Raw genomic sequence first — 21303 nt, forward strand, 5'->3', positions numbered from 1 at the left:
GCATGATCGGAGGGTGCCGGACGCCTCCCGCTAGCCGAGGCCGCCGACCCGGAGCGTGATGTTCAGCCGGCCGGTCAGCCCGAGCTCCTGCGGACCCGTGCCCGGCAGGACCTTCGGCACCCCGTGGTAGGCCAGCCGGCTCGCCTTCCCGAAGACGAACAGGTCGCCGCTGCGCAGCCGCACGTCCTGGTACGGCCGGCCGCGCGAGGCGGTGTTCCCGAAGCGGAAGACGCAGGTGTCGCCCAGGCTGAGCGAGACCACGGGCGCCCCGGACCGCTCCTCGGCGTCGCGGTGCATGCCCATGCGCGAGTCGCCGTCGTAGAAGTTGATCAGGGCGATGTCGTAGACGACCTCGGGCCCCGGCGGCTCCCCGTACGCCGCGGCCACCGCCTCCCGCCCGAGGTCGGCGAGCCAGCCGGGCATGGGCTTGACCGGGGTCCCGTCACCGTCGACGGCGGTGCGGGCGTAGGCGTACGGATACCAGTGAAGCCCGAGGCACACCTGCCGGGCGGTCATCGTCCCGCCGCCCGGGGTCCGTACCGTGCGCAGGCCCGCGGGCGGACGCGCCCACGTGCGGCAGGCGGCCAGCAACTCCCGCTGCCGTACGGCTCCGAGCCAGTCGGGCACGTGCACCGCACCCGGGGCGATCACGGTCCGCTCGCGCGGGAAGAGTTCCCCGTCCATACCTCGATTGTCGCGGGCGGCTGACAGACTTCCCGCATGGAGATCACCGCATACGTGAAAACGCTCGAACGGGAGGGCGAGCTGCTCGCCGAGCTGGCGGAGCGGGCGGGTACGGACGCCCTCGTGCCCACCTGTCCGCAGTGGCGCGTCGCCGACCTGCTCCGGCACACCGGATCGGTGCACCGCTGGGCGGCCGGTTTCGTCCGGGAGTGCCTGCTGGACCCGGTGCCGTTCCCGGACGCGCCCGAACTGACCGGCGGGGAGCTGCTGGCCTGGTTCCGCGAGGGGCACACGGACCTGGTGCGGACCCTGGTCGAGGCGCCGGCCGACGTGCAGTGCTGGACCTTCCTCCCGACGGCCGCGCCCTCGCCGCTGGCGTTCTGGGCGCGGCGGCAGGCCCATGAGACGGCCGTGCACCGGATGGACGCGGAGGCGGCGCTCGGTGTCGTGTTCTCGCCGGTCGCTCCGGAGTTCGCGGAGGACGGGGTGGACGAGCTGCTGACCGGCTTCCACGCGCGGCCGCGCAGCCGGGTGCGGACCCCGGAGCCCCGGGTGCTGCGGATCAGGGCCTTCGACACGGGCGCGGTGTGGACCGTGCACCTGTCGGCGGAGCCGGCCCGTACGGTGCTGGGCGCCACGGACGACCCGGTCGACTGCGAGGTGTCGGGCGAGGCGGGCTGGCTGTACGCGGCCCTGTGGAACCGGCTGCCGCTGGCGGGTCCGGGGGTGGCCGGCAACCTGGGGCTGGCGCGGCTGTGGAGCGAGGCCGCCGGGATCTGAGGGCGGCGGGGCCGGCGGCCGAGGCGGTATCGGGGCAGGTCGGCGGCTCGGGGGGCGGGGGCGGCCGGCCGGCCGGCCGGTGTTCGGTAGGGTCTGCTGCTCCGGCGATCTTGGGGGTAGCAGATGTTCCTTTCCACCGCGCGGCACGCGACGGTGCTGGCAGTTGCCCTGGTGGCGTTCACGGTCTCCTGTGGCGCCGACCCGGCGTCCGCGCCCGCCGGCGCCCCCGCGTCGTCGGCATCCGCTGCCGCGTCCGGATCGGCGTCGGCGCCCGCATCGGCGCCCGCGTCCGCGCCGGGGCCCTCGTCCTCGGTCCCGGCCGACGACTCCGTGCCGCCCGAGAAGGTGCGGGACGCCTTCGCGGGGCTCCAGGCGACGCTGGACGACACCTGCACTCCGGCCCAGTGCTCCTACTTCCTCAACCGCGTCCACGACGAACTCCACCGCATGGACCGTGCGATGAAGGCGGACCCCAAGGGGCCCGGCCACTTCCCCGAACCGATCGCGCTGATCGCGAAGCTCGACGCGGAACTGGGCGGCGACCGGTCCTTCGAGAACCTGAAGAAGCACCAGACGTCGCTGATCGACACCCGGGACAAGATCAACACGTGGATGCAGGGCCACCCGGACGACTACCGCTGATCCGCTCCCGGCGACGCCGTCGACCGCCACCTCTTCCGGCAGCGACTGCGGGGCACCCACGGCGCTCTGGACGCCTTTCGCGGCCGCACGGTCAGCCGAGGGTCGCGGCGTGGTCGGTCTGGCTGCGGAACTCCCATGCGGGGCCGGTGTTCCAGGGGTTGGGCATGGCCGCGCCGGTCGCGTACGCGTAGCCCGCTCCGCGGTCGAAGGCCGTGCGCAGGGTCGCACGCATGGCGTCGGCGTCCGGGACCTCGTGGACCAGGTGCCAGAACGCGGTTCCGCTCGGGTCGAGTTCGCTGCCCGCGCGGTAGCCGTCGAGGGGGCCGAAGACGTTGCCGCCGAGCCAGCCGCCGCCCGTGTAGGCGGCGTAGGTGTCCTCGTAGGTGACGAAGACGTCCGCGGTCCGGTGGCCGGTCTCCAGGTAGCAGTCGGCTATGGCCGTGCCGGGGTTGTTGACGACGAGGGCGGAGACCACGGGGTCGACGGCGTGCATGGCGTCCTCGACGTAGCCGCGGAGCTCCGCGTAGTGGTCGCGGGTGGCGTTGCCCGGGCCGCAGTCGCGGCTGACGACGTCGAAGAAGATGCCGTCGACGTGGAGGCGGCCGTCGGGGGCCTTGAGGTAGTTGTCGACGGACGCTTTGACGGCGGCGGCGTCGCGGTTGCCGTGGTCGGTGTGGACGTAGCCGAGCACCTTCGTCTTCTCCCCGGTGGCGGTGGTGCCGCCGCGCAGGACGTCGGCGCGGGCCCGCCAGGCGGCGTCGAACGGGGCGTCGCCGTTGCCGGGATTGAGGACCACGACGGAGGCGGCCGGGCCGGTGGCGGTGAGATCGGCCAGCATGCGGTCGTTCGCCCAGACGTACGCCGGGACTGCGATCTCCAGGCCCCGCACGCCCGGCAGCCGCGGTACGGGCGGGGTGGTGGGGCTCGGGGCGGGCGGCAGCGAAGGCGCCCGGTCCGCCCGCGCCGGACCCCCGCCGCGCACCGGGTCCGCCCCGCGCACCGGGGCGCCCGCCGTGACGGCGGGCGACGGGGCGGCGAGTAAGGCGGTGACCAGTACGGCGTACAGAGCCTGGACGGCGCGGCGCATGAACGTTCCTCCGGCGGCGGCAGGGCGTGAACGACCCGAGGAACACTAGACGGGCGGCCGGTGCTGCACGGCCGAACCACCCGCATTCGTCAGACAAACAGAAGAGCGACTTGTCGCCGCTACGCGTGAATCCGCCCCGCGATCCGCCGCCTTCCCCTCATACGGCGGGCAGCCCCACCCCCGTGGGCGAGCTGGCCGACGGCGTGCGCGAAGAAGCCGGCCCGGTCCTCGACCACCCGGTGAACCGGCCGAACAGCTCGAACGAGACCAGCACGACCAGCTGGCCCAGGCGGCGACCAGCGCGGCGGTGACCTCCGGGGGCAGACCCTCGGCGAAGTCGGCGGTCATCCGGTCGGCGTCGGGGCGCAGGGCCGCCGGGAGCGGCGGCAGCGCCAGGCCCCGGCCCTCGTAGGCGTCGCGGGCGATGGCGATGAAGGCGTTCCCCACCCGGGAGGCGGGACCGATCGTGTCGGCGGGAGCGCTGTAGCCGGGGACCGGGGAACCGTGGACGAGGGCGTACTCGTGCGGATGCTCCAGCGCCCAGGCGCGGACGGCCTCGCAGACGGCGATCCAGCGGGCGCGGGGCGGGTCCCCGGCGGCGAGGGCGCGGGCGTCGGCCTCTTCGGCCGCCGCGCCGACGCTGTCGTACGCGTCGAAGTGGGGCTGGGAGGTCAACCGCTTCTTCCAGGGGGTCACGGCCAAGTCCTCCGACGCGGAGCCCGGCCCCGGTGAGCGCGACCGCGCCGGCGACGAGCGCGGCGCCGCGCGGGCCAGCCGGCCGCGACGACCATCGTGGTGGCCCCGGCGTCCGGGCGGCGGCGGGCGCCCACCCCGTCTTCCGCATCACGGTCTCCCGTTGACCGGCGGCCGGTCCGCCCCGGCCCTGCGGGACCCGCCCGGCGACGGGGGAAGGCGGCGGAAAGGCGGGGAGGCGGAGTCCAGGTGGCGCCCGCGCCGCCGTCCCAGTCCCCGCCCCGCCCCTGCCTGCTGCCTGCTGCCTGCCCATCAGCCGACCCGCTGGCCGGTTGGCAGGCCAGTGGAGCCTAGGCCTGACCGCCGTCGCCGGCGCCGCCGCCGCGGGCCGCCTGCCGGGCGTCCAGCGCGTGCAGTGCCCTGCGCGCCAGCGGGTACGTGCGCACCAGATCGGCCAGGGTCGTCGAACCCCTCGTGATACGGGCGAAGGCCCGCCACGCCGGCCGGAAGCCGGTGATCGCCGCGTGCAGGAGCCCCGGCCGGGCCTCGAAGACGGCCAGCATCCGCCTTCCGACGCCCATCTCCACGCCCAGCCCCGCCTTCACGGCGAAGGCGTAGTTGAGCGCCTGGCGGCGCGCGTCCACCCCGTCCTGTGCCTCGGCGATCTTCACCGCCCACTCCCCCGCCAGCCGCCCGGAGCGCAGGGCGAAGGAGATGCCCTCACGGGTCCACGGCTCCAGGAGTCCGGCCGCGTCGCCGGCCACCAGCACCCGGCCGCGCGACAGCGGCGAATCGGACGTACGGCAGCGGGTCAAGTGTCCGGAGGAAACCGCCGGTTCGAAACCGGCGAGTCCGAGCCTGGCGATGAAGTCGTCCAGGTAGCGCTTGGTCGCGGCGCCCTCGCCCTTGGCCGAGATGACGCCGACCGTGAGGGTGTCGCCCTTGGGGAAGACCCAGCCGTAACTGCCGGGCAGCGGACCCCAGTCGATCAGGACCCGGCCCTTCCAGTCCTCGGCGACCGTGTCCGGGACGGGGATCTCCGCCTCCAGGCCCAGGTCGACCTGCTCCATCTCCACCCCGACGTGCGCGCCGATCCGGCTCGCGCTGCCGTCCGCCCCGACCACCGCGCGCGCCAGGACGGTCTCGCCGTCGGCGAGCACCACGGCGACGGTGCGCCGGTCGGGCACGGCCGACCCGTGCTGTTCGACCCGGGTCACCGCGGTGCCCGTGCGCACGGTCGCCCCGGCCTTCTCGGCCTCCGCGACCAGGCCGGCGTCGAACTCCGGCCGGTTGACGAGCCCGAACAGCATCTGCTTCGAGCGCCGGGTCCGGGAGAGCTTCCCGTCCATCGAGAAGGTGACCGCGTGGATGCGGTCCTTGAGGGGCAGCGCGAAGCCCGGCGGCAGGGCGTCGCGGGATGGCCCGATGATGCCGCCGCCGCACGTCTTGTACCGGGGCAGCTCGGCCTTCTCCAGCAGCAGCACGCGCCGCCCGGCCGTCGCCGCCGCGTACGCCGCCGAGGAGCCTGCCGGCCCGGCCCCGACCACGACCACGTCCCACACTTCGCCGGGCTCCCCGCTGTCCCCCGCCACCTCGTCGTCCGCCCCTCGTGCGGCGTTCCCCGCGTTTGCGTCGCGTACGTCGTCGCTGTCGCTGTCGCTGCTCACGATGTGCTGCCGCTCCTGATCACCTGTTGCTCCGATGCCGGGGAAATCCTACGGCGAGACACCGCCTCGTTCCGCTGTGCGAGGATCGGGGCTGTCTTTCGCCGTACCCGGCATACGCACACCCACGCGGATGCGGGTGGCGTACACAGAGCACAACGTCGCACCCAAAAGGAGCGTGCCCATGTCCCAGAATCCGATCGCCGAGACCGTCGCCTCGCTGATGCCCCGCGCCAAGCGGGAGCTGACCGAGCTGGTGGCCTTCCAGTCGGTGGCGGACTGGGCGCAGTTCCCCCGGAGCGAGAGCGAGGCCGCCGCGAACTGGGTGGCCGACGCACTGCGCGCCGAGGGCTTCCAGGACGTGGCGCTGCTCGACACCCCCGACGGCACCCAGTCCGTGTACGGCTTCCTGCCCGGCCCCGAGGGCGCGCCGACCGTCCTGCTCTACGCGCACTACGACGTGCAGCCGCCGCTGGACGACGCCGCCTGGATATCGCCCGCGTTCGAGCTGACCGAGCGCGACGGCCGCTGGTACGGGCGCGGCTCCGCCGACTGCAAGGGCGGGTTCATCATGCACCTGCTGGCGCTGCGCGCCCTGAAGGCCAACGGCGGCGTGCCGGTGAGCGTGAAGGTGATCGTCGAGGGCTCCGAGGAGCAGGGCACCGGCGGCCTCCAGCAGTACGCGGAGGCGCACCCCGAGCTGCTGGCGGCGGACACCGTCGTCATCGGCGACGCGGGCAACTTCCGGCTCGGCCTGCCGACGGTGACGGCCACCCTGCGCGGTATGACGCTGATCAAGGTCAGGGTCGACACGCTGGGCGGCAACCTGCACTCCGGCATGTTCGGCGGCGTCGCGCCCGACGCGCTGGCGGCGCTGATCCGGCTGCTGGACTCGCTGCGCGCGGCGGACGGTTCGACGACGGTGGACGGGCTGGCGTCGGACGCGGTGTGGGAGGGCCTGCAGTACCCGGAGGCGGACTTCCGTACCGACGCGAAGGTGCTGGAGGGGGTCGAGCTGATCGGCGAGGGCACGATCGCGGACCGGCTGTGGGCCCGTCCGGCCGTGACCGTGCTGGGCATCGACTGCCCGTCGGTGGTCGGCGCCACGCCGTCGGTGCACGCGAGCGCCGGCGCGCTGATCAGCCTGCGGGTGCCGCCGGGCGTGGACACCACGGAGGCCATCAAGCTGCTGGAGGCCCACCTGACGGCGCACACCCCGTGGCAGGCGAAGCTGGAGCTCGAGGTCGTGGGCCAGGGCCAGCCCTTCCAGGCGGACACCAGCAGCCCGGCGTACGCCTCGATGGCGGCGGCGATGCGGGTGGCGTACCCGGGCCAGGAGATGCAGGTCGCCGGCATGGGCGGCTCGATCCCGCTGTGCAACACGCTGACGCGGCTGTACCCGGACGCGGAGATGCTGCTGATCGGCCTGAGCGAGCCGGAGGCGCAGATCCACGCGGTGAACGAGAGCGTCTCGCCGCAGGAGCTGGAACGGCTGTCGGTGGCGGAGGCCCTCTTCCTCGTTAACTACGCGGAATCCAAGCGCGCCTGAACCAGTCCGCGCCGCGGGCCGACCCCACCCGAACCTCCGCCCCCGCGACACCGGGCCCCCGGGCCCCGCGGCCAAGGCCCAGCGGGAGTCCCCGGCAACTCCCCGGCCCACCGGCACCGGGGTCGCCCCACGTCGGCGCCGCCCGGCAGTTCGTTGACCGGGTGGCGTCCGTGGGCTGACGCAGCGGCTCGGCGGCCCGTGGTCCGGGGTGAGTGGCCGGGCCCGAACCGGTGCCGCTCGGCCGGCAGGAGCCGCTTGTACGCGTACGGCACGGCCGTCCCCTACGCCACGGTCGGCCGGGAGGTCGAGGACGGTGACGTGCCGGGCTTCGGGGGCGGGGCGTACGCGGGGCGCGCCCGGGGCCGGGCCCGCGCTCGGGGAGGCGGGTTCCGGGCGGTCCGGTCAGCCGACCGGGACGCCCGCCTCCAGGTACAGCGGACGGCCGCGTTCCCGGGCGCGCAGGGCCCAGCGCAGGCGCTCGTAGCGGTGCTGCGGGAGCAGTCCGGCGGCCTCGGTCTCCGTGACGAACCGCCAGGCTCGCAGTTCGGGGCCGGGCAGCCGGAGCCGGGCCGCCGCGCCGTCCGAAAGGCGGCCTCCGTCGAAGAGCAGGCGCAGGCCCCCGTAGCCGGGCGGCTGCGGGCGCTCCCAGTCGACCACCAGCAGCCCGGGGGCCCGGTCCAGTACGAGGCCCAGTTCCTCGGCGACCTCCCGTACGCCGGCGCACGCCGGAGCCTCGCCGGCTTCGACGACGCCGCCGGGGAACTCCCAGCCCGCCTTGTACGTCGGATCCACCAGCAGCACCCGGTCCTGGTCGTCGAAGAGCAGGACCCCGGAGGCCACCGTCTCGCGGGTGGGCTCCGGGGTCTGCACGATGTCGCAGACGGGGGCCGCCTCGGTGCGCACGGCTTCGGCGATCCGCTCCGCGGTCTCCCGCACGCTCAGCGCGCCGTTGTCGATGACGTGCGCGTCAGCCGTGAGCCAGCCGAGCGCGTGCTGGTAGGCGGGGATGTGGTCGTAGGCCCACTGGCGGACGCGGAGGTCGACGTCCTGCGGCTCCCCCGGCTCCTCGCGCGTCGCGATCCGCCCGCGCAGGATCGTTTCCGCCGGGGCCAGGAGCACATGGCGCACCGGTATCCGCCGGGCCGCCAGCGCGCCGAAGATCTCGTCCCGGTACTCCTGCCTGAGCAGGGTCATGGGTACGACGAGGACCCCGCCCAGTTCCGCGAGCATCGCCGCCGCCGTGTCCACCACCAGGCGGCGCCAGCTCGGCAGGTCCTGGTAGTCGCAAACCTCCGCCAGACGTTTGCGCGGCAGCAGCACCCGCAGCGCGTCGCCGATCAACTCCGGGTCGAACAGGGTGCTGTCCGGCAGGATTCCGGTCAGTTCGCGGGCCGTGCTGGTCTTCCCGGCACCGAATGTGCCGTTGATCCAGACAATCACGTCTACCCCTCTTCCCATGGCTCGTCCGGAGCCCCCAGTGGCTTGCCCGTCCCACCCTGGCACGGAAACCTCACTATCGGCCGAGTGCATATCCTCGAGGTCAGCGCCCCGTCCCATATCTCCGGAGGTTCCCCCGCCGTGCCCCACAGCCGCCGCCCGTCCGACCCCCGTTACGGAAACCGGCCGACCATGAAGGACGTGGCGGCCCGGGCGGGCGTGGGCCTGAAAACGGTGTCGCGCGTGGTCAACGGGGAGGCGGGCGTCACCCCCGACACCGAACGGCGGGTCCAGGAGGCCATCGACGCCCTGGGATTCCGCCGCAACGACAGCGCCCGCGTACTGCGCAAGGGCCGTACCGCGACGGTGGGGCTGATCCTGGAGGACCTCGCCGACCCCTTCTACGGCCCGCTGAACCGGGCGGTGGAGGAGGTGGCCCGCGCGCACGGCGCGCTGCTGATCAACGGCTCCAGCGCCGAGGACCCGGACCGGGAGCGGGAGTTGGCGCTCGCGCTGTGCGCGCGCCGGGTGGACGGGCTGATCGTGATCCCGGCGGGCGAGGACCACCGCTACCTGGAACCGGAGATCAGGGCGGGCGTGGCCACGGTGTTCGTGGACCGCCCCGCCGGCCGGATCGACGCGGACGTCGTCCTCTCGGACAGCTTCGGCGGAGCCCGGCACGGGGTCGCCCACCTGATCGCGGGCGGCCACCGCCGGATCGGCTTCATCGGCGACCACCCCCGCATCCACACCGCGACGGAGCGGCTGCGCGGCTACCGCGCCGCGATGGCGGACGCCGGTCTGCCGGTGGCCGGATCCTGGGTCTCGCTCGGCTCCACGGCCCCCGGGCGGGTCGCGGCGGCGGCCCGGTCGATGCTGGCGGGCCCGGATGCGGTGTCGGCCGTCTTCGCCGGCAACAACCGCGTGACGGTCACGCTCGTACGGGTGCTCGCGGACCGGGAGAACGCCCGCGGACGGGAGCGGCGGGGGGAGGGCGAGTACCCGGTGGCCCTGGTGGGCTTCGACGACTTCGAACTGGCCGATCTGCTCCGCCCCGGCGTGACGGTGGTCGACCAGGACCCGGCGGCGCTGGGCCGGGTGGCCACCGACCGCCTGTTCCAGCGCCTGGCGGGAGCCGACCTCCCGCCGGCCCGCATCGAACTCCCGACCCGCCTCATCCCCCGGGGCTCCGGCGAACTCCCCCCGGCCGGCGGTTAGGCGGCCGGAAGCGGCCCGGGCAACGGGCCGCGGCCCGGACCCGTCGCAGGACGGGGCCGGGCCGCTGGCAGCCGGTTCGGAGCGGGCGTGCGGTTACGCGCTCGCCGTCAGGGTCGCGGAACGGCGCGGGATCGCGAAGGCGTCGAGTTCCGCGCGGGTCAGGCCGGTCAGGGAGGTGACCTCCTCGGCGCCGACCGCGCCGCAGTCCAGGCCGCGGACCAGGTAGCCGGCCAGGGCCTTGGCGGTGGCGGGCTCGTCCATCACGTCGCCCTCGATCTTGGCGACGTACGCCTTCAGGCGCGCGGCGGCGGCCTCCAGACCCTCGCGGTAGAAGGTGAACACGGCCGCGTAGCGGGTCGGCAGGTGCGCCGGGTGCATGTCCCAGCCCTGGTAGTAGGCGCGGGCCAGGGCGCGGCGGGTCAGGCCGTAGTGCAGCTTCCAGCCCTCGTGCACCTTCTCGGTGGTGCCGATCGGCAGCACGTTGGTGGAGCCGTCGGAGACGCGTACGCCGGTGCCGGCGGCCGCGACCTGCATGATCGCCTTCGCGTGGTCGGCGGCCGGGTGGTCGCTGGCCTGGTAGGCGGCGGAGACCCCGACGCAGGCGCTGTAGTCGAAGGTTCCGTAGTGCAGGCCGGTGGCGCGGCCCTTGGACGCCTCGATCATCCGGGCGACCGTGGCGGTGCCGTCGGAGGCCAGGATGGACTGGCTGGTCTCGATCTGGATCTCGAAGCCGATCCGGCCCGGGCGCAGGCCGCGGGTGGCCTCGAAGGCCTCCAGCAGCTTGACGAACGCGCTGACCTGCTCGGCGTAGGTGACCTTGGGCAGGGTCAGGACGAGGCCCTCGGGCAGGCCGCCGTGCTCCAGCAGTCCGGAGAGGAAGATGTCGGTGGTGCGGATGCCGCGGTCGCGGACGTTGGACTCCATGCACTTCATGCGGATGCCCATGTACGGGGCGTTGGTGCCGTTGGAGAAGGCTTCGGAGACGAGGCGGGCGGAGCGGGCCGCGGCCTGGTCCTCCTCCTCGTCGGAGCGGACGCCGAAGCCGTCCTCGAAGTCGACGCGGAGGTCCTCGATGGGCTCGCGCAGCAGCTTGGCGCGGACGCGGTCGTAGACCGGTACGGCCAGCTCGTCGGAGATGCCGAGCACCTTGGCGAAGGTGGCGGCGTCCGGGGCGTGCTCGTCGAGGGCCGCGAGGGCCTGGTCGCCCCAGGAGCGGACGGTGTCGGCGGCGAAGACGTCACCGGGCACGTAGACCGTGTGGATGGGCTGGCGGGTGCCGGGGTCGCCCGGGTAGTGGCGCGCGAGTTCCGCGTCCACCGGGGCGAGGGAGGCGCTGATGCCCTCGCTGACCGCGCCTGCGAGGCTCGTCGCCACCTTCTCCTGCTGACCCATCGTGCACTCTCCTCTTTTCCGCTTCACGGAAGCTTAGATCCGCATAGCAGAATTTAGCCACGGGGTTCCGCTCAGTCAATGGTCCCCCCGCCGTACCGGGGAAACGACTCGGGACCGTGCGGTGAGAATCACCACACGGCCCCGAGTCGGAGAGATACGCAGGTCAGGGACTAGCCCTTGCGCGCCTTGATCTCGTCGGTCAGCTGCGGGACGACCGCGAAGAGGTCGCCGACCACGCCGTAGTCGACCAGGTCGAAGATCGGGGCCTCGGCGTCCTTGTTGATGGCCACGATGGTCTTCGAGGTCTGCATGCCGGCCCGGTGCTGGATCGCGCCGGAGATGCCCGAGGCGATGTACAGCTGCGGGGAGACCGACTTGCCGGTCTGGCCGACCTGGTTGGAGTGCGGGTACCAGCCGGCGTCCACGGCGGCGCGCGAGGCGCCGACGGCCGCACCGAGGGAGTCCGCGAGGGCCTCGATGAGGTGGAAGTTCTCGGCGCCGTTGACGCCGCGGCCGCCGGAGACGACGATCGCGGCCTCGGTCAGCTCGGGGCGGCCGGTCGACTCGCGCGGGGTGCGGCCGGTGACCTTGGTGCCGGTGGCCAGGGCGCCGAAGGTGACGGCGAGCGCCTCGACGGCGCCGGCGGCCGGAGCGGCCTCGACCGGGGCCGAGTTCGGCTTCACGGTGATGACCGGGGTGCCCTTGGAGACGCGGGACTTGGTGGTGAAGGACGCGGCGAACGCGGACTGCGTCGCGACCGGACCCTCGTCACCGGCCTCCAGGTCGACGGCGTCGGTGATGATGCCGGAGCCGATGCGGACCGCCAGGCGTGCGGCGATCTCCTTGCCCTCGGCGGAGGACGGGACGAGCACGGCGGCCGGGGAGACGGCCTCGTACGCGGCCTGGAGCGCGTCGACCTTCGGGACGACGAGGTATTCGGTGAACTCGGGGGCGTCGGCGGTGAGGACCTTGACCGCGCCGTGCTCGGCGAGCACCGCGGCGGTGGCGTCGGCACCGGCACCCAGGGCGACGGCGACGGGCTCGCCGATGCGGCGGGCGAGCGTCAGCAGCTCGAGGGTGGGCTTGCGGACGGCGCCGTCCACGTGGTCGACGTAGACGAGAACTTCAGCCATGGGACTGCTCTCCTGCTATTGCGAAGTGTCTGGGGGCTAAGAGGGAGTGGCCGAAGTTCTCAGATGAACTTCTGGCCGGCCAGGAACTCGGCCAGCTGCTTGCCGCCCTCGCCCTCGTCCTTGACGATCGTGCCGGCGGTGCGGGCCGGACGCTGGGCCGCGGAGTCGACCTTGGTCCAGGAGCCTTCCAGGCCGACCTCGTCGGCCTCGATCTCCAGGTCCTCCAGGTCCCAGGACTCCACCGGCTTCTTCTTGGCGGCCATGATGCCCTTGAAGGACGGGTAGCGGGCCTCGCCCGACTGGTCCGTCACCGAGACGAGCGCCGGGAGGGAGGCCTCCAGCTGCTCGCTCGCGGTGTCGCCGTCGCGGCGGCCGGTCACGGTGCCGTCCTCGACCTTGACCTCGGAGAGCAGGGTGACCTGCGGGACGCCCAGGCGCTCGGCCAGGATCGCCGGGAGCACGCCCATGGTGCCGTCCGTCGAGGCCATACCGGTGATGACCAGGTCGTAACCGGCCTTCTCGATGGCCTTGGCGAGCACCAGCGAGGTGCCCATGACGTCGGTGCCGTGCAGGTCGTCGTCCTCGACGTGGATGGCCTTGTCGGCGCCCATCGACAGCGCCTTGCGCAGCGCGTCCTTGGCGTCCTCGGGGCCCACCGTCAGGACGGTGATCTCCGCGTCGTCGGCCTCGTCGGCGATCTGCAGCGCCTGCTCGACGGCGTACTCGTCGAGCTCCGACAGCAGGCCGTCGACGTCGTCACGGTTGACGGTCAGGTCCTCGGTGAACTGCCGGTCGCCGGTGGCGTCGGGCACGTACTTCACACAGACAACGATCCTCAGGCTCACGCCGGCTCTCCTACCGCATCGTCTTTTCTGGTACCGCCTTGTGCAGGCAGCATAGGCGCCTCGTCGGGCGGATCCCGGTCGGGGCGGCCCGCGCTCCGAAGGGAATGTTACTCGTCAGTACACCGTGGCTCCCGCACAGGCGCAAGTTCGGCGAACTGTGATCTGTCCAACGCCGCCCAACCTGCCCCAACAGGGACGATTCAGTCGCGCAGCGCGTTGAAGCGACCTTGGTGGTAGAGCAGGGGGCGACCTTCTCCGGCCGGATCCCCCGCAACCGCCTCGGCGATGATCACACGGTGCTCGCCCGCGGGCACCCTCGCCACCACCCGGCACACCAGCCACGCGAGCACGTCGTCCAGTACGGGAACCCCGTGCGGGCCCGTGCTCCAGCCGGTGGACGTGCCGAAACGGTCCGCGCCGCTCCGGGCGAAGAGGCCCGCGAGCTCCCGCTGGTGCTCCCCCAGTATGTGGACGCCGAGGTGGTCGCTGTCGCGCACCGCGGGCCAGCTGGAGGACCCGGTGCCGATGGTGAAGGAGAGCAGCGGCGGGTCCGCGGAGACGGAGTTGAGCGAGGTGGCGGTGAAGCCCGCCGGGCGCCCGCAGGTCTCGGCGGTGATCACCGCGACCCCGGCGGCGTGCCGGCGGAACACGGAGCGCAGGAGGTCGGGCGAGCCGGGGTGTCCGGCGGGCCGGAGGGACGGGGTGGTCGGGGCCGCAGGAGCGGTCATCGGGGTACTTCCTTCTGCCGCGGAGCACGCGGGCGCTGTCGGGGATCGGGGACCGGGACGTTCAACGACCCCGACAGCGCGCGCTCGCGTACCGGACGAGGTCCACGTGGACCCGCCCGTAGAGCAGGAGTTCAGACGGCATACGGCCAGCGTGGCGATCTCCCGTGGACACAGTCAAGCGGGATCCGTCAGATGTCAGGCGCGTCACGCCGCGTGCGGGCCCGCGCGACGGCGCGCGCACCGGCGCCCGCTTCATACGGCGGCGCCCAGGGCCGCGATCACGTCGGCCTTGCGCGGCATGCCGGCCGCTCGCCGCACGATCCGGCCCGCCGCGTCCAGGACCAGCACGGTCGGGGTCTTCTCGATGCCCAGCGATCGGACCAGTTCGAGCCGGTCCTCGGCGTCGATCTCGATGTGCGCGACTCCCTCGACCATCCCCGCGACCTCGGCGAGGATCCGCCGCGTGGCCCGGCAGGGCTGGCAGAAGGCGCTGGAGAACTGCACCAGGCTGGCCCGCTCCCCGGGCTCCGCGCCCAGCTCCGCGGCGCCCAGCGGGCCCCGGCCGCCGCCCCGGCCGCCGTGCCGCTCGTCGTCCTGCCCGCGCACCCGCGCTCCCCTCGCCGTCTCCGCTTACGCGTCCCATGCTCGTACGCTCGTACTCTGATCGGAGCGCCTTGCGGAAGAACCGCATTCCCTGCGTGACGAGAATCTCCCTGGGCATAGTCATCTGGGCTGGCCAGCAGCCCGCGTTTGGGGCACGATCCCCCATGAGTCGCGTACCTACGCTTCCGTAACTTCCGGCCGGGAGCATTTCCCCAGGCAGAAAGCGGGGTCTCTCCCCACCATGGCTGAGCTCGTCTACCCTCCCGTGATCGGCGCCGCGCACGGACTGTTCCGCGCGCTGGACATCCGGATCGACCTCAAGGGCACCGAGAACATCCCCCTCAAGGGCGGGGCGGTCCTGGTGTCGAACCACATCGGCTACCTCGACTTCATCTTCGCCGGCCTGACCGCGCGGCCGCAGAAGCGCCTGGTGCGCTTCATGGCGAAGGAGTCGGTCTTCCGGCACAAGGTGTCGGGCCCGCTGATGCGCGCGATGAAGCACATCCCGGTGGACCGCAAGCAAGGTGAGACGGCGTACCAGCACGCCCTTGACTCGCTGCGGGCCGGCGAGATCATCGGGGTGTTCCCCGAGGCCACGATCTCCCAGTCCTTCACCCTCAAGAGCTTCAAGTCGGGCGCGGCGCGCATGGCCCAGGAGGCCGGGGTCCCGCTGATCCCGGTGGCGCTGTGGGGCACCCAGCGGCTGTGGACCAAGGGCCGCCCGAAGAACCTGAAGCGCAGCCACATCCCGGTGACCCTGCGGGTCGGCGAGCCGATCGAGGCGCCGACGGACCAGTACGCCGGCGCCATCACCCGGCGCGTGCGCGAGCGCGTGCAGGAGCTGCTGGACGCGGCGCAGCGCGCCTATCCGGACAAGCCGAAGGACGCCACCGACTCCTGGTGGCTGCCGGCCCACCTCGGCGGCAGCGCCCCGACGGCGGCCCAGGTCAAGGAAGCCGGCTGACGGAACCCCGAGCGCGGCCCGCCCCTTGGGGCGCGGCCGCGCTTTCGCCTGCCCGGCGCCCCCGTCAGGCTTCGTGCTTGCGACGACGGTGGGCCGCCACCCGCGAGCGGCCGGCGCACGTGGTGGAGCAGTAGCGGCGCACGCTGCCCGGCCCGGTGGCGAGGAAGAACCGTCCGCAGCCCTCGGCGGCGCAGGCCCCCCAGGCGATCCGTCCGTACTCGGTGAGCAGCTGGGCGAGGGCGAGGGCGCCCGAGGCCAGGAACCAGTCGCCCCAGCCCGCCTCCTCGCCCCGGTCCACGTGGAGGTGCCAGGGATGCCCGTCGTGCCGGGTCAGCCGGGGCCGGGTCGCGCACTCCTCCAGCAGCGCGTTGAGGGCGTCGGCGGCCCGGTCCTCGTCGGTTTCGCGGAGCACGCCCGCCATGCGGCGGGCGGCGGCCCGCAGTTCGGCGGCGCCCGCCTCGGGGAACGCCTGCTCGGTGAGGTCCGCCGGACGCTCCCCGTGGCCGGCGAGCAGCTCCGCGAGTGCGGTGCGCGGCAGTTCGGGCTCCGCGCGGACCGCCTCGGCGAGGTCGATCAGCCGCCGGGCCGCCGAGAAGCCCCCTCGCGGGTCCGCCATGCCCGGATCCTTTCCCCGTACACCCGAATGACGTAACGTCTTGTGCTGCTATCACGTTACCGCAGCGGGGGGTCGGGATGGACGGGTTCGGGCGGTACCTGGCGGCGGCGCTGGCCGCGCGGTTCGCCTCCGAGGGCATGGGCATGGCCGTGGTCCTGCTCGCCCTGGAGCGCACCGGGAGCGCCTCGTACGGGGCGTTCGTCCTGACGGCCTGGCTCGCGCCGCACGTCCTGGCGGCTCCGCTCGCGGGCGCCGCGGCGGGCCGGACCAGCCGCCCGCGCCTCTTCCACCTCGGCACCCTGGCCGGTTTCACGGCCGCCGTGGCGGCGCTGGCCCTGCTGCTGGGCCGGGCCCCGCTGCCGGTGGTCCTCGGGGTGGCGGTGCTCGGCGGGAGCTGCGGGCCGATGGTGACGGGCGGGCTCTCCAGCCTGGTCACCGGGCTGGTCCCGGCGGGCGCCGGGCGGGACCGCGCCTACGGCTGGGACGCCTCCACCTACAACGCGGCCGCGGTGACCGCGCCGGCGGCGGTCAGCCTGGTCACGGCCCTGGGCTCGGCGGCTCCGGCGATGGGGGTCCTGGCGGGGTCCGGCGCGCTGGCGGCCGCGCTCGCCGCGACCCTCCCGTACGGGGTCCCGGGCGCGGCCGCGCCCCGGGAGGCGCCCCGGGCCGGGCTGGGGGCAGGGCTCGCCGCCCTGTGGCGGGTCAGGGAGCTGCGGGCCGTCACCTCGGCGACGACCCTGGCGTTCGTGGGCATCGGCTCCCTCACCACCACCTCGGTCCTGCTGGCGGCGGGGCTCGGCAGCCCGGGCGCCGGGGGCGTGCTGATGACGGCCTTCGCGGTGGGCGCCCTGGCGGGCTCGCTGACGCTGGGCCGGATGACGTCCGTGGAGCCCGGCCGGCTGGTGCGGTGGGCGCTGGCCGGGACCGGGGCGGCGCTGGCCGCGGCCGCGTTCACGCCCTCCCTCGTCGGCACGGTGGCCCTGTTCGCCGTGGCCGGGGTGTGCGACGGACCGCTGCTCACGGCCACCCTGCGGATCCGCGCGGAGTACGCCCCGGACGCGGTGCGGACGCAGGTGTTCACCCTGGGCGCCGGCCTCAAGGTGACGGCGGCCTCGGCCGGGGCGGCCCTGGTGGGCTTCGCGGCCGGCGCACCCCCGTGGACCCTGCTGACCGGGATCGCCGGGCTCCAGCTCGCGGCGGCGCTGCTGCACGGGCTGACGGCGGCGCGGAGGCCCGCCCCGGCGGCCGCGGTCACAGGCCGGTCGGCAGGTTCTCCCACAACCGCGGCCGGTCGGCGGAGTCCTGGAGCGCCTTGAGCACGGCCGGGTGCGGGGCGGCGTACAACCGGGGGTAGTCGATCTCGCCGAGCTCCGGGCGTACGGGGAAGGCCAGTTGCTCCACGTCGAGGCTGAACCGGGCGTCCACACCGGGCTTGTTGCCGCGCGGGTCCACCCGGGCCCAGCTCCGGGTGCCGGGCAGCCGGAGCGCGACCAGGCCGTGGACCACGGGGTTCGATCCGTCGTCGTCGGCGAGGAGCTGGTAGCACAGGGCGGCCGGGATGCCCTGGGCGCGGAGCAGCGCGGCGAGGGCGTGGGACTTGGCGTAGCAGATTCCGTTGCGGGTGGCCAGGACGTCGGAGGCGCGCCAGGAGACGCGCGGGTCGCCGGAGTCGGCGGAGTGCGGGACGGCGTCGCGGACGTACGCGAAGACCGCCTCGGCGTAGGCGTACGCGTCGCCGTCCGTGACGGTCCAGAAGGCGTCGGCCGTTTCACGCACCACCGGGTGCTCGTGATCTATGGCTTCGTCGGCCGCCAGATAGGCGGCGAGGTCGGGCTGCTCCTGGATCCATTCCATGATCCAGGAGCATACCTATGCGACCATCCGCACAACTATCGATTTATGCGGAGCCCAACCGCACGGAGCCGAGGCGCGCCGGCGGGGCTGGGGGACGGGCTCAGCGCGCCAGTTCTTCCTTCAGCGCCTGGAGGAAGCCGTCCACGTCCTCCTCCTGGGTGTCGAAGCCGCACATCCAGCGGACGTCGCCGGCCGCCTCGTCCCAGAAGTAGAAGCGGTAGCGCTCCTGCAGCCGCCTCGAGACCTCGTGCGGCAGCCGGGCGAACACCGCGTTCGCCTGCACCGGGTAGAGGATCTCCACGCCGTCGGCCTCGCGCACGCCGGCGGCGAGCCGCTGCGCCATCGCGTTGGCGTGGCGGGCGTTGCGCAGCCACAGGTCCTTGGCGAGCAGCGCCTCCAGCTGGACCGAGACGAACCGCATCTTCGACGCGAGCTGCATCGACATCTTGCGGATGTGCTTCATCTGCCGGACCGCGTCCGGGTTGAGCACCACCACGGCCTCGCCGAACATCATGCCGTTCTTCGTGCCGCCGTACGACAGCACGTCCACGCCCACCGTGTTCGTGAAGGTGCGCATCGGCACGTCGAGCGAGGCCGCGGCGTTGGCTATCCGGGCTCCGTCGAGGTGCACCTTCATGCCGAGGCCGTGCGCGTGCTCGCAGATGGCCTTGATCTCGTCCGGGGTGTAGACCGTGCCCAGTTCGGTGTTCTGGGTGATCGAGACGACCTGGGGCATCGCCCGGTGCTCGTCCTCGAAGCCCCAGGCCTCCTGGTCGATCAGCTCGGGGGTGAGCTTGCCGTCCGGCGTCGGGACGGCGAGCAGCTTGATACCCGCCATCCGCTCCGGCGCGCCGCCCTCGTCCACGTTGATGTGGGCCGTCTTGGCGCAGATCACCGCGCCCCACCGGTCGGTCATGGCCTGCAGGGCGACGACGTTGGCGCCCGTGCCGTTGAAGACCGGGAAGGCCTGCGCGTACGGCCCGAAGTGGCTGCGGAAGATCTTCTGCAGGTGTTCGGTGTACTCGTCCTCGCCGTAGGAGACCTGGTGGCCGCCGTTGGCGAGCGCGACGGCCGCGAGGACCTCGGGGTGTACCCCCGCGTAGTTGTCGCTCGCGAAACCGCGGACCGCCGGGTCGTGGTGGCGCCGGGCGTCGGTCTTCCCGGCATCGGTTCTCACGGTTGCGGAGTGAGCCACAGACGCTGTCCGTTCACATCGATGGCGGGTCGCTCCCAGACGCCGGCGATGGCCTCGGCCAGCTCCTTGACGTCGGTGAAGCCCGCGAACTTCGCATTGGGACGCTCGGCGCGCATCGCGTCGTGCACCAGTGCCTTGATGACCAGGATCGCAGCCGCCGCGCCGGGGCCGTCATCGCCCCCCGCCTTGCGGAAGGAGTCCGCGAGGGCCAGCGTCCAGGCCTCGGCAGCCGCCTTGCCCGCGTTGTACGCGGCGTTGTTGGCGACCGGCTTGTGCGCGCCGGACTGGCTGACCAGGACGTAACGGCCCCGGTCGCTGCGCAGCAGTCCGTCGTGGAAGGCGAGCGAGGTGTGCTGGACCGTGCGGATGAGGAGCTTCTCCAGGAACGCCCAGTCCGCGAGGTCGACGTCGGTGAAGGTCTTGCTGCCGCGCCAGCCGCCGACGAGGTGGACCAGGCCGTCGATCCGGCCGAACTCCTTCTCGACCTGCTCGGCCCAGGCCTGGGTGGCGGAGAGGTCGAGCAGGTCCACGGTGTCACCGGTGATGGTGGCGCCGCCGTGGGCGTAGCGCGCTGCGTCCACCGCCTCGGCGAGCCGCGCCGGATCGGCGTCGGACGCGACGACCGAGGCGCCCGCCTCGGCGAGGCGGAGCAGGGTGGCGCGGCCGGCGGGGCCACCGGCCCCGGCCACCGCCACCACCGCTCCGTGCAGCTTTCCGTTGCCGTTTCCGGAGCCGTTCATCTGTACAGCCTCCTGTGGGCGGTCGCTCACGCGGCGACTCGCTCGGCCTGCTCGGCGTTGAGGGCGGTAATGCCCTTGGCGGAGGCGATCACGCCCTTGAGCTTCTTGGCGAGCGCCTCATAGAACATGCTGAGCGGAAACTCGTCCGGAAGCACGTCGTCCACGAGCTTGCGCGGAGGCTGCGTCATGTCGAGGGCGTCGGGGCCCTTGGCCCACTTGGAGCCCGGGTGCGGGGCGAGGTACGTCGAGACCAGCTCGTAGGCCTTGAACCAGTGGACCAGCTTCGGGCGGTCGATGCCGGCCCGGTAGAGGTCCTCGATCTCGGCGCACAGCTGGTTGGTGACCTGCGGGGCGCGCATCCAGTCGATCTTCAGCTTGTTGTCCGTCCAGCGCACGACGTCGTGCTTGTGGAGGTAGGCGAAGAGCAGCTGGCCGCCGAGACCGTCGTAGTTGCGGTTGCGGTCGCCGGAGACCGGGAAGCGGAACATCCGGTCGAAGAGGACGGCGTACTGGACGTCGCGGCCGTGCTCGTTGCCCTCGGACTCCAGCTTCACGGCCTCCTTGAAGGCGGTGAGGTCGCAGCGCAGCTCTTCCAGGCCGTACATCCAGAACGGCTGGCGCTGCTTGATCATGAAGGGGTCGAACGGCAGGTCGCCGTGGCTGTGGGTGCGGTCGTGGACCATGTCCCACAGGACGAACGCCTTCTCGCAGCGCTCCTGGTCCCGGACCATGGCGGCGATGTCCTCGGGCAGTTCGATGCCGAGGATGTCGACCGCGGCCTCGGTGACCTTGCGGTAGCGGGCCGCCTCGCGGTCGCAGAAGATGCCGCCCCAGGTGAAGCGCTCCGGGGCCTCGCGCACCGCGATGGTCTCCGGGAAGAGCACGGCGGAGTGGGTGTCGTAGCCCGGGGTGAAGTCCTCGAAGGTGATGCCGAGGAAGAGCGGGTTGTCGTACCGGGTGCGCTCGAGCTCGGCGAGCCACTCGGGCCACACCATGCGCAGGACGACGGCCTCCAGGTTGCGGTCCGGATTGCCGTTCTGCGTGTACATGGGGAAGACCACGAGGTGCTGGAGCCCGTCGGTGCGCTCGGCGGCCGGCTGGAAGGCCAGCAGCGAGTCGAGGAAGTCGGGCACCCGGAAGTCGTCGGCGACCCACTTGCGCAGGTCCGCGACGAGCGCCCGGTGGTACGCGGCGGCGTGCGGGAGCAGCGGCGACAGCGCCTCGACGCCCTCGACCACGCACTCGACCGCGGCCGCGGCCTCGGACCGGGTGGGTGCCGCGGCGGCCTCGAAGTCGATGGAGCCGTCCTTGGCCTGCCAGGGGCGGATCTCCTCCACGGCGGCCTTGAGCGCGGGCCATGCGGGGTGGTCGACCACCCGCGTCCCGGCGGTTATCACGGCACCGCCGGCACCCGGCACAAGAGTTTCCGTCATGTCACTTCCTCCACAGGAGAACCTCACGTCAAGGCAGGGTAAACGG

Annotated in this window: 20 protein-coding genes and 1 pseudogene; 6 read left to right on the forward strand and 15 right to left on the reverse strand. The window is 73.2% G+C overall.

Annotated elements, in window-relative coordinates; translation table 11 throughout:
- Positions 1-30 precede the first annotated feature (30 nt).
- Positions 31-684, reverse strand: coding sequence for an alpha-ketoglutarate-dependent dioxygenase AlkB family protein (locus tag BGK67_RS06115; protein ID WP_069918939.1), 654 nt, complete (start codon positions 682-684; stop codon positions 31-33).
- A gap of 36 nt (positions 685-720) precedes the next feature.
- Here BGK67_RS06115 and BGK67_RS06120 point away from each other — a divergent pair, with 36 nt between their 5' ends.
- Both BGK67_RS06120 and BGK67_RS06125 read left to right on the forward strand, forming a co-directional pair.
- The gene (locus BGK67_RS06120) at positions 721-1464 is read left to right on the forward strand and encodes a maleylpyruvate isomerase family mycothiol-dependent enzyme (protein WP_069918940.1); all 744 of its coding nucleotides are present in this window, start codon (positions 721-723) and stop codon (positions 1462-1464) included.
- A 123-nt stretch (positions 1465-1587) separates the two neighbouring features.
- Positions 1588-2106, forward strand: a complete 519-nt coding sequence (locus BGK67_RS06125; protein WP_069918941.1) for a hypothetical protein — start codon at positions 1588-1590, stop codon at positions 2104-2106.
- Positions 2107-2197: 91 nt separating this feature from the next.
- On the opposite strand, the gene BGK67_RS06130 is transcribed toward BGK67_RS06125, so the two are convergent.
- The 3 genes and pseudogenes from BGK67_RS06130 to BGK67_RS06140 form a co-directional block, all read right to left on the reverse strand.
- Positions 2198-3193, reverse strand: coding sequence for a spherulation-specific family 4 protein (locus tag BGK67_RS06130; protein WP_079154047.1), 996 nt, complete (start codon positions 3191-3193; stop codon positions 2198-2200).
- A gap of 119 nt (positions 3194-3312) precedes the next feature.
- A pseudogene (locus BGK67_RS06135) lies at positions 3313-3967 on the reverse strand (TetR-like C-terminal domain-containing protein).
- Between the two features lie 269 nt (positions 3968-4236).
- Positions 4237-5478, reverse strand: a complete 1242-nt coding sequence (locus tag BGK67_RS06140) for a geranylgeranyl reductase family protein (protein ID WP_244291433.1) — start codon at positions 5476-5478, stop codon at positions 4237-4239.
- A gap of 256 nt (positions 5479-5734) precedes the next feature.
- Here BGK67_RS06140 and BGK67_RS06145 point away from each other — a divergent pair, with 256 nt between their 5' ends.
- Positions 5735-7099: a dipeptidase gene (locus BGK67_RS06145; protein WP_069918944.1), complete on the forward strand. Its 1365-nt coding sequence runs from the start codon at positions 5735-5737 to the stop codon at positions 7097-7099.
- A 402-nt stretch (positions 7100-7501) separates the two neighbouring features.
- Here BGK67_RS06145 and BGK67_RS06150 read toward each other — a convergent pair whose 3' ends face one another.
- Positions 7502-8539, reverse strand: a complete 1038-nt coding sequence (locus tag BGK67_RS06150; protein ID WP_347878402.1) for an NUDIX hydrolase — start codon at positions 8537-8539, stop codon at positions 7502-7504.
- Positions 8540-8728: 189 nt separating this feature from the next.
- Here BGK67_RS06150 and BGK67_RS06155 point away from each other — a divergent pair, with 189 nt between their 5' ends.
- Positions 8729-9754, forward strand: coding sequence for a LacI family DNA-binding transcriptional regulator (locus BGK67_RS06155; protein ID WP_079154048.1), 1026 nt, complete (start codon positions 8729-8731; stop codon positions 9752-9754).
- Between the two features lie 93 nt (positions 9755-9847).
- On the opposite strand, the gene BGK67_RS06160 is transcribed toward BGK67_RS06155, so the two are convergent.
- The 5 genes from BGK67_RS06160 to BGK67_RS06180 all read right to left on the reverse strand — a co-directional run bounded on the left by BGK67_RS06160 (position 9848) and on the right by BGK67_RS06180 (position 14458).
- Positions 9848-11146, reverse strand: coding sequence for a DUF6986 family protein (locus BGK67_RS06160; RefSeq protein WP_069918947.1), 1299 nt, complete (start codon positions 11144-11146; stop codon positions 9848-9850).
- A gap of 170 nt (positions 11147-11316) precedes the next feature.
- Positions 11317-12279: an electron transfer flavoprotein subunit alpha/FixB family protein gene (locus BGK67_RS06165; protein ID WP_069918948.1), complete on the reverse strand. Its 963-nt coding sequence runs from the start codon at positions 12277-12279 to the stop codon at positions 11317-11319.
- 59 nt (positions 12280-12338) lie between these two features.
- A complete protein-coding gene (locus tag BGK67_RS06170; RefSeq protein WP_069918949.1) occupies positions 12339-13124 on the reverse strand; it encodes an electron transfer flavoprotein subunit beta/FixA family protein in 786 nt (261 codons plus the stop codon).
- Between the two features lie 200 nt (positions 13125-13324).
- Positions 13325-13852 carry a flavin reductase family protein gene (locus BGK67_RS06175; protein ID WP_069918950.1) on the reverse strand — a complete coding sequence of 176 codons (528 nt, stop codon included), beginning with the start codon at positions 13850-13852 and terminating at the stop codon, positions 13325-13327.
- A 252-nt stretch (positions 13853-14104) separates the two neighbouring features.
- Positions 14105-14458 carry a TlpA family protein disulfide reductase gene (locus BGK67_RS06180; RefSeq protein ID WP_069918951.1) on the reverse strand — a complete coding sequence of 118 codons (354 nt, stop codon included), beginning with the start codon at positions 14456-14458 and terminating at the stop codon, positions 14105-14107.
- Between the two features lie 238 nt (positions 14459-14696).
- On the opposite strand from BGK67_RS06180, the gene BGK67_RS06185 reads away from it, so the two are divergent.
- On the forward strand, positions 14697-15419 hold the full coding sequence (locus tag BGK67_RS06185) for a lysophospholipid acyltransferase family protein (protein WP_069918952.1): 723 nt from the start codon (positions 14697-14699) through the stop codon (positions 15417-15419).
- A gap of 64 nt (positions 15420-15483) precedes the next feature.
- On the opposite strand, the gene BGK67_RS06190 is transcribed toward BGK67_RS06185, so the two are convergent.
- Positions 15484-16035, reverse strand: a complete 552-nt coding sequence (locus BGK67_RS06190; protein ID WP_069918953.1) for a CGNR zinc finger domain-containing protein — start codon at positions 16033-16035, stop codon at positions 15484-15486.
- A gap of 77 nt (positions 16036-16112) precedes the next feature.
- Between BGK67_RS06190 and BGK67_RS06195 the strand changes: the two genes are divergently transcribed.
- Positions 16113-17351, forward strand: a complete 1239-nt coding sequence (locus BGK67_RS06195; protein WP_069918954.1) for an MFS transporter — start codon at positions 16113-16115, stop codon at positions 17349-17351.
- Here BGK67_RS06195 and BGK67_RS06200 read toward each other — a convergent pair.
- The 4 genes from BGK67_RS06200 to BGK67_RS06215 form a co-directional block, all read right to left on the reverse strand.
- The gene (locus tag BGK67_RS06200; RefSeq protein WP_069918955.1) at positions 17287-17889 is read right to left on the reverse strand and encodes a transglutaminase-like domain-containing protein; all 603 of its coding nucleotides are present in this window, start codon (positions 17887-17889) and stop codon (positions 17287-17289) included. The two genes, BGK67_RS06195 and BGK67_RS06200, sit on opposite strands and share 65 nt — an antisense overlap.
- Positions 17890-17989: 100 nt before the next feature.
- Positions 17990-19084, reverse strand: coding sequence for a threonine aldolase family protein (locus BGK67_RS06205; RefSeq protein WP_069918956.1), 1095 nt, complete (start codon positions 19082-19084; stop codon positions 17990-17992).
- Positions 19063-19824, reverse strand: coding sequence for an SDR family NAD(P)-dependent oxidoreductase (locus BGK67_RS06210; RefSeq protein ID WP_069918957.1), 762 nt, complete (start codon positions 19822-19824; stop codon positions 19063-19065). Before BGK67_RS06210 ends, BGK67_RS06205 begins: the two co-directional genes overlap by 22 nt.
- Before the next feature lie 26 nt (positions 19825-19850).
- Positions 19851-21257 (reverse strand): DUF6421 family protein, encoded by a 1407-nt coding sequence (locus tag BGK67_RS06215; RefSeq protein WP_069918958.1) that lies wholly within the window; start codon positions 21255-21257, stop codon positions 19851-19853.
- Positions 21258-21303: the final 46 nt, after the last annotated feature.

The organism is Streptomyces subrutilus (assembly GCF_001746425.1).
Lineage (GTDB): Bacteria > Actinomycetota > Actinomycetes > Streptomycetales > Streptomycetaceae > Streptomyces > Streptomyces subrutilus_A.